This window comes from Bifidobacterium sp. W8112 (assembly GCF_016101425.1).
GTDB classification, from domain to species: Bacteria; Actinomycetota; Actinomycetes; order Actinomycetales; family Bifidobacteriaceae; genus Bombiscardovia; species Bombiscardovia apousia.
Genome location: NZ_JACFQN010000002.1, coordinates 212399 through 225205, shown reverse-complemented (window position 1 = coordinate 225205; position 12807 = coordinate 212399). Strand labels below are relative to the sequence as shown.

Here is a 12807-nt window from a genome sequence, read left to right as displayed (position 1 = left end):
ACACTGTGATTGCCCTCATCATCGGAATCCTGGTCGCCCTGGTGGTGACGCTGGCAGGGACCCCCCTGCTGATACGGCTGGTCCACCGTCTGCACTACGGCCAGTACATCCGCCAGGACGGGCCCAAGTCCCACCTGGTCAAGCGCGGCACCCCGACCATGGGCGGGCTGATCATCAACCTGGCCATCCTGCTGGGTTGGGCAGCCTCGGCGCTCTACCGCTACCTGTCGCGGGGGGAATCCGTCTCCCTGTCGGCCATGCTGGTGCTGTTCGCCATGCTCTCCATGGGCTTTCTGGGTTTCATTGACGATTTTGCCAAGGTGCGTAAGAAGCAGAACCTGGGCCTGTCGGTCAGGGCCAAGTTCATCGGCCAGTTCATTCTGGCCACCATATATGCGGTGCTGGCCCTGAAACTGCCCACCAAGAACGGGTACCCCAGCGCCCAGGCGGGCATCTCCTTCGTGGAGCAGCCCATCATCGACTTCCGCATGGCAGGCAGCGTCCTGTCCGTGGTGCTGTTCATCATCTGGGTCAATCTGCTCATGACGGCCTGGAGCAATGCGGTCAACCTGACCGACGGCCTGGACGGGCTGGCCTCAGGCTCCTCCATGATCGCCTTCGTGGGCTACACGGTCATCGCCTTCTGGGAGAGCTACCACTTGAAAGGCGGCAGCCATCCCGGCCATGCCTATGCGGTCTCCGACCCCCTGGATCTGGCCATCATCGCCTGCTGCGCCGCCGTGGCCTGCTTCGGCTTCCTCTGGTACAACACCAATCCGGCCTCCATCTTCATGGGCGACACCGGATCCTTGGCCCTGGGCGGGCTTTTCGCAGCCCTGTCCATCGCTACCCATACCGAGCTTCTGGCGGTCATCCTGGGTGGGCTCTTTGTGGGCGAGGCCGCCTCCGACGTCATCCAGGTGGGCTACTTCAAGCTCACCCACAAGCGGGTCTTCAAGATGGCGCCCATCCACCACCACTTCGAGCTGATGGGCTGGCAGGAGTCCAAAGTGGTTGTCCGGTTCTGGATGGTGGACCTGATCTTCGTCCTGCTGGCCCTGGTCTGCTTCTACGCAGACTGGGTGGTCCGCTCCGGGCTGACCATCTGAGTGCGTCCATTCACGGTACCGGACTTCGGCAGCCGGTATCATGCCAAGCAGATGCCGGAGCTAGCGGAATGAGGTGTTCATGGATATGGACTTGAGCCAGAAGCGTGTACTGGTCGCCGGGCTGGGCATTTCCGGACGGAGCGTGGCCGCAGCCCTGCGAGGCCGGGCGGCCGGGGTGATCACTGTGGACCAGCGCGCCCCGCAGGCCGATCTTCATGACTTCGACCAGGTGGACTGGAGCCAGGTGGACCTGGTCATGGCTTCGCCTGTCTTCAATCCGTGCACCCCATTTATCCTCGAGGCGCAGCGTCGGGGCATTCCCGTGGTCAGCGAGGTGGAGATGGCTTGGATGCTGCGGGTGCCCGCAGCTCGGACCGGCCGGCCAGCCCCCTGGATCGGAATCACCGGCACCAATGGCAAGACATCGACCACCAGGATGGTCGCCGCCATGATGCAGGCCAGCGGGTTCACGGCCCCTGCGGTGGGCAACATCGGCAAGGCCGTCTCCACAGCCGTTCTGGACTCCGACAACGACATGCTCTGCGTAGAGCTGAGCTCCTTCCAGCTGCACTTCACTTTTTCGCCGACCCTGGAGTGCGCGGCCATCACCAATCTGGCCGACGACCACCTGGACTGGCACGGGGGCTTCGAGGCCTATGCGGCCGACAAGGCGCGTATCTACCGGGGCGTGCGCAAGGCCCTGGTCTACAACGCTGACGACTCCCGGGTCTCTGAACTGGCCAGGCAGGCGCAGCCAGCCCCAGGCTGCCGACGTGTGGGGTTCACCCTGGGTCGGCCCGAGCCTGGGCAGTTGGGCGTAGAGGATGGCTGGGTCATAGACCGCAGCGGATTGACCGGTCATGAATTTGAGGAGGGCGTCAGGCTGGTCCGGGTGGCCGACCTGACGGATCTGTGCGAGCCTGACGGCACGGTCTACCCCCATCTGCTGGCTGATGCCCTCTGCGCCCTGGCTCTGGCCCTGGGTGCTGGGGCCAAGGTCGACGCGGCCATCGAAGCCATGCGTGCTTTCACCCCTGGCGACCACAGGATCAGTACGGTGGCCACCCTGGGCCAGGGTTCGCAGGCCATCCGTTTTGTCGACGACTCCAAGGCCACCAACGCTCATGCCGCCGAGGCCTCCCTGGCCAGCTACCATGACGGCCAGGTGGTCTGGCTGGCCGGCGGGCTGGCCAAGGGCGCCCGCTTTGACGATCTGGTCCGGTCCCGCAGGTCCAAGCTGGCTGCAGCCGTGGTCATCGGTCAGGATCAGCAGCCCATAGTTCAAGCCATCAAGGACCAGGCGCCCGATCTGCCGGTTACCCTGATCGACCCTGGTGCCGGCGATCAGGTTATGGCCCGGGCCGTCCGTGCGGCTGGCTCCTATGCACAGCCTGGCCAGGTGATTCTGCTGGCCCCCGCCTGCGCCTCCATGGATCAGTTCGCCTCCTACGCCGACCGGGGCGACCAGTTTGCCCAGCAGGCCGAACAGTGGGTCCACGAGCATGAAGCGCAACACTGATCCGCACAAGGATCCCTCCCGGGGGTCTGGCGGCAAGGGGGACTACCGGGGCTGGCGGGCCATCCTCAACCCGCTCTGGTGCTACTACGGCTTTTTGGCCACGGTCGTCGCCACCACGGTTTTCGGCCTGATGATGGTCTTTTCCTCCTCGGCTGTGGATCTGGTGGCCCAGGGCAGCTCTCCCTGGAGCCAGGTTATTCGTCAGAGCATATACGCCGTGGTGGGGCTGTTGCTGGCCCTTTTGGCCGTGAGGATCAGCATCGACCGCTACCGGAGCTGGAGTACCGGGTTTCTGATTGTCAGCCAGGGTATTCAGCTGCTGACGCGTACTCCGCTGGGGCGGTCCGCCAACGGCAATGAGGGGTGGATCTCGGTGGGGGGCATCTCCATGCAGCCGGCCGAGCTGCTCAAACTGGCCCTGTGCCTGTGGCTGCCCCAGGCCCTGATCGAAGCCCAACGGCAGGCTGGCAAGGATTCCGACTTGAAGAGCCAGGCCAAGGCCTATGCCAGGCCGGCCGTCGGCTTTCTGGTCAGTTTCTTGCTGATCATGCTGGGCAAGGATCTGGGCACGGCCATGATCATCGTCATCATCGGCTTTGTGGCCTTCCTGGTCTCGGGCTTCCCCCTGCGTTGGCTGCTCAGCCTGGCAGTCCTGGGGATGGCGGCGGTCATCGGCTTTTCGGTCTACGGCAACAGCAACCGGACCCAGCGGATCATGGCCGCCTACGGCAAGTGCTCGGCGGATGACATTCAGGGTGTCTGCTACCAGTCCATCCACGGACTGTATGCCATGGCCTCGGGGGGTCTGACCGGGGTCGGGCTGGGCAACTCTAGGGAGAAGTGGAACTACCTGCCCGAGGCGCACAATGACTTCATCTTCGCCGTCATCGGCGAGGAGCTGGGCTTTGTAGGGGCGGCCATGCTTATTCTGGTCTTCGTGGTCATGGGCTGGTGCATGCTGAGGATCGCCCTGACCACCAGGAACCGGTATGCGGGCATGGTGCTGATCTGCCTGGATGTGTGGCTGGTGGGTCAAGCCCTGGTCAACATCTGTGTGGTTCTGGGCCTGTTGCCGGTCATCGGCCTGCCGCTGCCCTTCGTGTCGGCTGGAGGGACCGCCCTGATCTCCTGCCTGGCTTCGGCCGGGGTGGCCCTGCAGATGATTCGGACTCAGCCGGACGTGAAGGCGGCCACGGACGGGTCCTGAGATATGGCATGAATATGGCGGAAAGGAAGCGGATTCACGGATGACGACAGCGACGAGGACCGAGAACGGGATGCCTGGGGACGACCAGGAGCATGCCGAAAAGGGCGCTGGTCCCCATCTGGTGCTGGCCGGCGGGGGGACGGCAGGGCATGTCAATCCCCTGCTCAGCGTGGCTGCGGCCATTAGGGAGCGCTGCCCCCAGGCTGCTGTCAGCGTGATCGGCACCGCGGTCGGGCTGGAGCATGACCTGGTACCGGCCGCCGGCCTTCCCTTGGATTTGATTGAGAAGGTGCCCTTCCCTCGTCATCTCAATAAAGCTGCCCTGGACTTCCCCCGGCGTTGGCGGCATGAGGTGAAGCGTGTCCGAGGGTATTTGCAGGATCGGTCGGCCGACCTGGTGGTAGGTTTTGGCGGCTATGCCTCGGCGCCGGCCTACAGGGCTGCACGGAACCTGGGTCTGCCCATCGTCGTCCACGAGCAGAACGCCCGGGCAGGCATGGCCAACAAACTGGGTGCTCGCTGGGCTGATTTCGTAGGCACGGCTTATGAGGATACCGGCATCCGAGCCCGGGCCGGCGTGCCTGTGCGCCGCGTGGGTCTGCCCTTGCGGCCGGCCATCGCCCGACTGGCCAAGCAGTTGGAGGCTGACCCCTCGGGCGCTCGTCGTGAGTCGGCACGGTCCCTGGGTCTGGATCCCGATAGGCCTATCCTGCTGGTCACCGGGGGATCCCTGGGTGCGCTCAGCCTGAATAAGGCGGTGGCTGGCGCGGCCCGGCAATTATTGAATCGAACCCAGGTCATCCATCTGACGGGCCGTGGCAAGGCCGACCAGGTCAGATACCAGGTGGCTGCTGATCTGGGCGAAGCGGCCGTCAACGATTTGGACTCGGCCCATCAGGGCCAAGGGGACTACCACATGGCCGAATACTTGGAGCGCATCGATCTGGCCTTCGCCTGCGCCGATCTGGTGGTCTGCAGGGCTGGTGCCGGCTCTGTCAGCGAGCTGGCCGCCCTGGGCGTGCCTGCCGTCTATGTGCCCCTGCCCATCGGCAACGGCGAGCAGCGGTTCAACGCCCAGCCTGTCGTTGGGGCCGGGGGAGGGCTCATGGTCGATGATGCGGCACTGGACGCCAAATGGGTGGCCGAGCACGTCCCTGCGCTTATGGCTGATAAGGATAGGCTTGCTGATATGCGCCGCCGGGCCTGGGAATACGGGATTCGCAACGCTGCCCAGGTGATGGCCGAGCAGATCCTGACCATGGTCGACCAACACCGTGCCCGCAAGGACTCTGGGAGGGCCTAATCGGGCATAATGGAGGCAGGCGACGGGCGACCCCGTCCTGGATGGTCCTGAACTGTTGGAGGAGATGCAACTACTGTGCCCAAGCATGAATTGAATACAGTGCCCGGTCGGCAGGACGGCGGTGACCGGTCACTGCCGGTTCTGGACCCCTGTCTGCCCGCCCTGGCCCAGGCCGGAGTGCGCGACCCCAAGGGTCTAGGGCCTACCCACTTCATCGGCATCGGCGGGGCCGGGATGAGCGTGCTGGCCGAGATGCTCCGCCAGGAGGGGGTGCAGGTCTCGGGCTCCGACCGCGCCGAGGGGGACAAGACCCGCCGTCTACGTCAGCTGGGAATCCGTGTCGCCATTGGCCAGGATGCCCGCAACGTGGCCGGGGCTCGCACGGTGGTCTGGTCCAGTGCCATCAAGCCTGACAATCCCGAGATTCTGGCAGCGCGGGAGGCTGGTGCCCGGCTGGTCCATCGCAGCGACATTCTGGCCCTGCTCATGGCTTCCAGGATTTCGGTCACCGTGGCTGGAGCCCATGGCAAGACCACCACCAGTGCACTCTTGGCCCACCTGCTGACCAAGGGCGGCCAAGGGGACCTAGCCGATCCCAGCTATGCCATCGGGGGAAGCCTCCAGAGCGGCCAGGGGCCCATGGACGGAGGCCATGTGGGAGTCGGGCGGGTCTTGGTGGCCGAGGCGGACGAGTCCGACGGCAGCTTTGGCAAGTACACTCCCGACATCGCCATCATCACCAACGTGGAGCCCGACCATCTGGACCACTACGGCACGGCTGATGCCTTCCACCAGGCCTTCGTGGAGCACGCCCGACATACCCGCCGCTTCCTGGTGGTCTGTGGTGACGATCAGGGCGCCCTGGAGGTACTGCGGCGGCTGGACGGGGACTGCCAGGCCAAGATCATCGTCTATGCTTCAGATTCCCAGCTGAGTATGGACTCCCTGCCCGGGGTCCTTGGCCTGGTCCGCATCGAGTCCGAGTTAGAAAGCAGCGGCAGCGGTCGTGAGCATTGCCGCCTGGCTCTCCCGGCGCAGGTGCTCCAGGCAGCAGGGTTGGATGCCAGCAAGCCGCTCGAATTGCAGGTGGACTTGGCGATTCCCGGCATGCACAACGCCCGCAATGCCGCCGCGGCAATCATCGCCGCCATCCTGCTGGGGATGGATCCCGATACGGCCGCCGCTTCTGCAGCCGACTTCCGCGGGGCCTCCCGACGCTTCGAGGTCCGCGGAATCCAGCATGGGGTCACCGTAGTGGATGATTACGCCCATCATCCTACGGAGATCGCCGCCCTGCTGACCGCCGCCAGACGGCGTTATCCGGGGCGGACCATCAGGGTGCTCTTCCAGCCTCACCTGTATTCGCGTACGGCCATCTTCGCCGACCGGTTCGCCGTCGCTTTATCCCTGGCGGACGACGTGACCGTCACCGACATCTTCCCTGCCCGCGAGCTGGCCAGCGATTTTCCGGGTGTGGATGCCGGGACCATCCCCGCAGCCGCCCGCAAGGCATCGAACCAGGAGTCCCAGGACTCCGGGAAAAGGTCGAATGAAGCTGTCTTCCGGGCCTGCCCGGACATGCGTCAGGCAGCTCTGGATCTGGCGGAACGGGCGGATCCGGGGGATGTGATCCTCACTGTGGGCGCCGGCGATGTCACCGCCATGGGGCCGATCATTCTGGACAGGCTGGCTGAACGGGACGAGCAGTGAAGACCGGCAAGGGTCGCAGCGCCTCCAGCAAAGCCTCTTCCAGGACCAGGGCCGTCCGGGCTGCCAAGGCCGCGCGGACAGCCCGGTCTGGGCGTACCAAGCCGTTGGGAGAGGAACCGCAGACCGGCAGAACCGCCAGATCGGGCAGGTCGACCGTTGGCGGTGCTGCGGGACTGGCAGGTCGCCGGTCCAAGGCTGAAAAAACAAGCGGCGAGGGCCGGCGTCTCAAGCGGTCCAGGCGTCTCAAGGCTCGTCCGAATCGGGCTAAGAATGCAGGAGGATCCCGGACACGTGGCGCAAGATCGGCTTCTTCATCCTCCCGCTCTCTGGTAAAAGGCAGCAGCGCCTCAGCCTCCAAGTCTGTGGCATCCAAGTCTGCAGAATCTCGTTCGACGAGTTCGGCCGGCGGATTCGTCGATGCCCGGACCATACCGCCGGACCGACCCGTTTCTGGCAGGATAGGCACCGACCAGGAGGATCAGGGGCTGGGGATCTTCGTTCGGCCCAAGGTGCTGGACTTTCAGGCTCGGGTGCGTGAGAAGAAGAAGGTCAGCCGCCGGCTGGTCCTGATCCGGACAGCTGTCGTCCTCCTGGTCATGGCTCTGATAGCAGGACTGTCATGGCTGCTCTTTCTTTCGCCGGTCTTCCGCCTGCAGACTGACAAGATCGATGTCAGCGGCGGCAATGCCTGGGTGTCCAACGATCGGGTGGCCTCAATCGTGGCCCATCAGGGGGATCGCTCGCTGCTGCTCGTTTCCACCAATGGAGTCGAGGAGGAGATCAGCGGCATGGCCGGGGTGACCGATGCCAAGGTCCGCAAGAGTTTTCCGCACGGCCTGGAGGTGACCTTCGATGCCCAGGAGCCCACTGCGGTCTTCAAGGATGCACAGGACAAACTGACGGCCGTAGACAGACAGGGGAGGATGCTCAATACTGTGTCCAAGCCGGTGAAGGGAGTGCCGGTCATCCAGGTGTCTACTGTCAATCGTGCCCAGCAGGATCAGGCGGTCAGGCAGACCCTGCGGATACTGTCGACCATGCCCGAGGCCATGCGTCATTCGGTGACCAAGGTGACTGCGGAAACCCAGGACTCCATCACCACCGAGCTGGACCAGGGAAAACATGTCATCATCTGGGGCGACGGCTCCGATCTGAAGCTCAAACAGGCGGTGGTCGACAAGATCATCAACGATCCATCCAAGATCGGCGACAAGCATCAGTTGGATGTATCGGCGCCTCTGCGGCCCATTGTCAAATAGACGCTGTAGAAGCTGCCGGCTTCATCAGTTTGTCGGTGTCCAGCAGGATGGTCACAGGTCCGTCGTTGACAAGATCCACTCGCATGTGGGCGCCGAAGCGCCCAATGGCAACTGGCACACCAGTCGCAGCCAGGGCCTGGTTTAGATCCTGCCAGACCTTTTGGGCATGCTGGGGTTCTCCCGCAGCCATGAAACTGGGGCGATTGCCACGATGCAGATCCGCATAGAGGGTGAACTGGGAAATGGAAAGGACGGAGCCGCTGCAGTCCAGGACCGACCGGTTCATTCGTCCTTCCTCGTCAGCGAAGATGCGCATCCGGGTCAGCTTGCGGACGGCATAGTTTACTTGGGCATCGCCGTCGCCATCCTGGACGGCCACCAGAAGCAAGAGACCCGTGCCGATACTTTGGGGTTTAAAATCAGGATCCGGCTGCCCCTGCTCGTCGACCACATCGACCCGGGCACGGCTGACCCGTTGTATGACGATTCTCATGCTTTCAGTCTAAAGACTTCAGGCGTTGTTGTAGTGCCGCAGGGTACAGCTGGACCGGCACCTGGTGAGGGTCAGGCTGGAGACCTGTTTGAAGATCGGTGGGCAGCTTCAGGTCGAAGCCCGCTATGCCTGTGTTACTTAGGTAATATGACGGGCACCGCTCTCAATTGACGATCTTGAGTCCGACCACGCAGGCGACCAAACCGATGATGAGCAGAATGCGGGCGAGTGAAATAGGCTCCGAGCCCGTAGCCATGGCGTATAGGACAGTCAAGGCAGCTCCGATACCGACCCAGACCGCGTAGGCCGTGCTGGTAGGGATGTTGCGCATGGCAAAGGCTAGACCCATCATGCTGAGAATCAATCCAAGAATAAATACGATGTCAGGGACGATTTTGGTAAAACCTTGGGATTTACCTAGCGCAGTGGCCCAGACCGATTCACAGACGCCAGCGAGTATAAGTATGATCCACGAGGACATGGCTCCCTTTCGGCAAGTCTTGTCGCTGTCCGGGTACTTGACCATCGTCCGGGAACCTGAATCAGATTCTGGAAATCAGAATAGCACGGGTTGAATCGTAAGATGTTGAGTCAGATATATTCATGGCGGTTCAAAGGTAGTAAATGATCAATGCTGATTCAATTCGTCAGAGATCCTGCTCATTTGGGATTACATTGCTGTTTGTCCACGAGGAATGGGGAACGCTGCAACCTAGGTGATCTGGTCGATTAAAACTGTCAAAAGCACACATGGCTACATCGCATGTCTTGGCTTCACCGCCTCACTAGCGTCAGTATCAGTTGCCACCTTCCTTTGAAGCTGGAAAAACTATGAGTGATGATTTTTTGTAGTCTTTCCTCGTTATCAGCCCCTGAGCTTATAGATGTTGATAAGTACTGACGATCATCGAAGATAGCAGCTAAATAGATTTTGCAGTCCTCTAGGTCGCAACAATTGAACTCTGGATCATTGGTGTCGATTTTATTTATCAAGCGTGTGATAGCGCGTTGACGTTTTGTTGCATCAGGACTTATATCGTTTTTCTGTTTGAGGTTATCAGATTCAAGGGTTTTCTGAAGTTCCTGAGTTGATAAAGAAAGCAAGGGAACTTGAATTGTGGTGCGGAAAGCGGGATCACATATTTCTGCCCATTCTCCTTTTTCGGCGGGATTTATGACGGTATGCATCAGATACTCGCGATGAGTATCCACAGATAATTCTGAGCTTAAGTATGACGCCGCAATTCCTGTGAATGCTTCGTAGTGAATCTGTTCAATATTACGCTGGTCATCTTTTATCAAATTGCTAACCCACCATTTATGAATAGGAGCTAAAAACCAATTCCAGCAGGGTAGCAGATAGATGACGACGATCAATATCGGCACCAAAAGAGTGTTTAAGGACATGGGCACAGTTGTTGAATTCAATACACTGGCAATGGCAAAGGCAAATATCGATATGAGCCAGGAAGACAATACTGTAAAGACTCGATATATCCATTTACAAACCATGCGACCCTTGTAGTGTTTTAGGTTCTTTCTACTTGGGCGACCGCCAACGCCGATGTATAGCATAAACAGAGGATCTAACAAGCAAGGAACCAGCTCAAAAGCAACAGTTATAATAAACGTCCCTATAGAGGCTACTGGGTGATTGTTCATTCTGGCGAATAGCGCTGCTATTCCATATGTTATAAAAGCAGCAAGTGTAGTCATGAGTATCAAACCGCAAGTAATACGAAGAAAAGCATCGACTATCGGGTGTCTTCTGACCAATGATCCCTTGGCTAATGACTGATATTCATTGAGGTGATCTGATCTCAGCATTTCGTTTTCCTGTATCATGTGAAGCGAAAAGACCTGTTTTACGCCATAGCTGAGAGCAAAGGCTGCGATATTGAAGCTGACGATTACCAATAACAGGCTCAGACCAAAATCGATCTGCTGCAACATGTCAGGGGATATGTAGCCTGTGAAAATGCTAATAGCACATGACAGGAAACAGACGAATACAATGAATGCTCTCGCTTTGCTGGATGATTCAGGAGTTTTTGTTTCCAAAAAAGCTGTGACAATAATGACGCTTATGATTAATGTCCACAAAGCCAGCAGCATATTTGCAGAGTCTTTATAAGGATTGTTAAGCACGAAATTGTGGAGGAAGGTATTTTGCTTATAACGATTTAGCTCTGCTTTATTTTCAATTAAGTTATATTCTGCCAACCTGAGACCGATTCCTGATGCTAAAAGCAGGAAAGAGTATGCTGTCGCTGCAAAGAATTGCCTTACATTTTCAGCTTGCCAGCTTTCTGCTGGATGGAATATTGGAGCTATATTCGAGTGATCTCTTGTAGTGGACATAATTGAAACCCGCTCTATCATCGTCTCTCATTGTGACCTTATAAAGTTAAATATAAATATGATTAAAGGACATGTAGTTTGTATACTGTCATGGTTGTGGATCGAGAAACAAGATGACCATCGAATTGGCCAATGAGTTGGAATTGCTTGTTTGCTAGGTCTTTCCATTTAAAGGGCTTCATTCTAATGCTGTGACGCCTAGACGATGTAAGGCATACGCTCACAATGAGTTCGGTATCATAAGGTTGAATCAGGGTTGATTCAGGGTCGATTCAGGGGTTTGCCGGATGTTGTCTTTCGCGTCGGTCGGCTATTTATATAAACAGAGGAATGTAGTCGAGTGTACGCACGAGGACGTGGCAGGTGAATGGAACATGACTTGGGCCTTACGTGATTTGAAAGCCAATGGTGGCATCTGGGCTGGCGTCTTTATCGTTCTTGTGGTCACCCAAACCCTGCTCTGTGCCATGAGCGTGAGCATGGGTGTCAACAGCTATTACCAGGGTTTGTCGGCCAAGACCAGGGATCCTGTCAAGAGCCTGGCTTCGGCCCTGAGTTTGATCTTCCTCACAGTCATTGTGCTCGGCTGCCTGGTGATCAAGCAGACTCTGCAGGCATCGATTCGCCAACGTCGGCAGGGGCTGGCCCTTCTTTCACTGCTGGGCGCTACGCCTAAGCAGATCCTGGTACTTACACTTTTGCAGGTGATGATTTTGGTTCTACCAGCCTCCCTCGTTGCTGTGGCTCTTTCACCTGCGCTGGCTGGAAGGATCCTGGATTGGTATTCCGCTGGAATGCGAATACCGGTACATTTCGCTTTTACCTGGCACGGTTTTCCCAGGTCTGCCCTGACTGGTCTCGCAGTGGGACTGGCTACGGCCGTCTTGGCGACCAGCCGGACATTGCGGGATTTGGGGAAGATGACACCAGTCCGGGTGGTGCGCCGTGCTGAGGAGAGCGAATCGATTGACCGGCCCCGACATGGACGCGGTCTTGTATCCCTTTTCCTTGGGCTGGCCTTGCTGCTATTGCCATTGCCTGTCTTTGCCTATCTTTCGCGCAACGGCTCTGGGTCCTTAGAGCCTAAGCAGGTCCAAGCGGTCATAAGTGCCGTTGGAAGTGGACCGCTGTTTGCTATTCTCTTGCTGCTGATTGCCTTGGCACGTTCTGGTGGGCCAGTTATAAGCAGGGTCACTCAACTTTGGACTGCTCTGGTCCCCTCGTCATCTGCTGTCTGGCGGATAGCGCGTTCACAGGCTGTGGCCAGGAGTCGAGATACGACATTCGGTTCAACAGTTATAGCTCTGACTGCCTGTATGTTTCTGGTTGGTGGTCTGTTGGCTGCCGGAGGCACCAGTACCATCGCCATGAACAAGGTACCGGGAATAGAGAATGTCACATCGGGTGGAACCTTGGAGTTGCTCTATGGTTTCTGGGCAGCGCTGCTGGTCGCCCTGGTCGGCGTGATTGCGGGGTTCGCCATCGCCGCTCGGGATCGTGACCTAGATTTGGCGCTCCTGTCAATTGCAGGCGCAAACCCGCGGCAGCTGACTGCTATATCCATATTGGACGGCACCATCGTGATGACTACGGGCATTATCATCGCAGCGGGCGGCACCGGACTGGTCGGGCTGAGCACAGCTATGGTCTACTGGCCCCTTATACACAGTCTGTCCGTAATTTTTCCCTGGCAGTTTTTCCTTATCTGCGGGTTGCCGATTATAGTCGTCGGCTCGCTGGCGACCATGCTGACGGCGCGGCCTGCTTTAATGCGCTCGCCCATAGCCATTCTGCAAGGGGCCATAGGTGAATGATTGACAATGAACTTTTACTCCTGGATCCGTGG

General features: G+C 59.0%; 10 protein-coding genes and 1 riboswitch. Of the genes, 7 read left to right on the top strand and 3 right to left on the bottom strand.

The features are described from left to right. Positions 1-5: 5 nt before the first annotated feature. The 6 genes from mraY (at position 6) to H3T92_RS08325 (ending at position 8107) form a co-directional block, all read left to right on the top strand. The gene (gene mraY / locus H3T92_RS05310; RefSeq protein ID WP_101432127.1) at positions 6-1109 is read left to right on the top strand and encodes a phospho-N-acetylmuramoyl-pentapeptide-transferase; all 1104 of its coding nucleotides are present in this window, start codon (positions 6-8) and stop codon (positions 1107-1109) included. A 79-nt stretch (positions 1110-1188) separates the two neighbouring features. Next, positions 1189-2628: a UDP-N-acetylmuramoyl-L-alanine--D-glutamate ligase gene (gene murD, locus H3T92_RS05305; RefSeq protein ID WP_198189509.1), complete on the top strand. Its 1440-nt coding sequence runs from the start codon at positions 1189-1191 to the stop codon at positions 2626-2628. Next, positions 2612-3835: a peptidoglycan glycosyltransferase FtsW gene (locus tag H3T92_RS05300; protein ID WP_198189508.1), complete on the top strand. Its 1224-nt coding sequence runs from the start codon at positions 2612-2614 to the stop codon at positions 3833-3835. Before murD ends, H3T92_RS05300 begins: the two co-directional genes overlap by 17 nt. A 70-nt stretch (positions 3836-3905) precedes the next feature. Next, positions 3906-5138, top strand: coding sequence for a UDP-N-acetylglucosamine--N-acetylmuramyl-(pentapeptide) pyrophosphoryl-undecaprenol N-acetylglucosamine transferase (locus H3T92_RS05295; protein ID WP_198189678.1), 1233 nt, complete (start codon positions 3906-3908; stop codon positions 5136-5138). A gap of 99 nt (positions 5139-5237) precedes the next feature. Beyond that, positions 5238-6848 (top strand): UDP-N-acetylmuramate--L-alanine ligase, encoded by a 1611-nt coding sequence (gene murC, locus H3T92_RS05290; protein WP_415873701.1) that lies wholly within the window; start codon positions 5238-5240, stop codon positions 6846-6848. Continuing rightward, positions 6845-8107, top strand: a complete 1263-nt coding sequence (locus H3T92_RS08325) for a cell division protein FtsQ/DivIB (protein ID WP_332460631.1) — start codon at positions 6845-6847, stop codon at positions 8105-8107. Before murC ends, H3T92_RS08325 begins: the two co-directional genes overlap by 4 nt. Here the strand turns inward: H3T92_RS08325 and dtd are convergent. The 3 genes from dtd to H3T92_RS05270 all read right to left on the bottom strand — a co-directional run bounded on the left by dtd (position 8100) and on the right by H3T92_RS05270 (position 10982). Next, entirely contained in the window at positions 8100-8600 is a 501-nt protein-coding gene (gene dtd / locus H3T92_RS05280; RefSeq protein ID WP_198189506.1) for a D-aminoacyl-tRNA deacylase, read from the bottom strand. The two genes, H3T92_RS08325 and dtd, sit on opposite strands and share 8 nt — an antisense overlap. A gap of 163 nt (positions 8601-8763) precedes the next feature. Further along, the gene (locus tag H3T92_RS05275) at positions 8764-9081 is read right to left on the bottom strand and encodes a DMT family transporter (protein WP_198189505.1); all 318 of its coding nucleotides are present in this window, start codon (positions 9079-9081) and stop codon (positions 8764-8766) included. An 8-nt stretch (positions 9082-9089) separates the two neighbouring features. Beyond that, positions 9090-9153: riboswitch (guanidine-III (ykkC-III) riboswitch) on the bottom strand. 221 nt (positions 9154-9374) lie between these two features. After that, positions 9375-10982, bottom strand: coding sequence for a hypothetical protein (locus H3T92_RS05270; protein WP_144085495.1), 1608 nt, complete (start codon positions 10980-10982; stop codon positions 9375-9377). 266 nt (positions 10983-11248) lie between these two features. Here H3T92_RS05270 and H3T92_RS05265 point away from each other — a divergent pair, with 266 nt between their 5' ends. After that, complete coding sequence (locus tag H3T92_RS05265; RefSeq protein ID WP_144085496.1) at positions 11249-12775, top strand: FtsX-like permease family protein; 1527 nt, start codon at positions 11249-11251, stop codon at positions 12773-12775. The last annotated feature ends 32 nt before the right edge of the window (positions 12776-12807 follow it).

What these genes read in the sequence shown, in the direction of transcription:
- murD (WP_198189509.1), top strand. Translation starts at nt 1,189, where the DNA reads ATGGATATGGACTTGAGCCAGAAGCGTGTACTGGTCGCCGGGCTGGGC.
- H3T92_RS05300 (WP_198189508.1), top strand. Translation starts at nt 2,612, where the DNA reads ATGAAGCGCAACACTGATCCGCACAAGGATCCCTCCCGGGGGTCTGGC.
- H3T92_RS05295 (WP_198189678.1), top strand. Translation starts at nt 3,906, where the DNA reads ATGCCTGGGGACGACCAGGAGCATGCCGAAAAGGGCGCTGGTCCCCAT.
- dtd (WP_198189506.1), bottom strand. Translation starts at nt 8,600, where the DNA reads ATGAGAATCGTCATACAACGGGTCAGCCGTGCCCGGGTCGATGTGGTC.
- H3T92_RS05275 (WP_198189505.1), bottom strand. Translation starts at nt 9,081, where the DNA reads ATGTCCTCGTGGATCATACTTATACTCGCTGGCGTCTGTGAATCGGTC.
- H3T92_RS05270 (WP_144085495.1), bottom strand. Translation starts at nt 10,982, where the DNA reads ATGATAGAGCGGGTTTCAATTATGTCCACTACAAGAGATCACTCGAAT.
- H3T92_RS05265 (WP_144085496.1), top strand. Translation starts at nt 11,249, where the DNA reads ATGTTGTCTTTCGCGTCGGTCGGCTATTTATATAAACAGAGGAATGTA.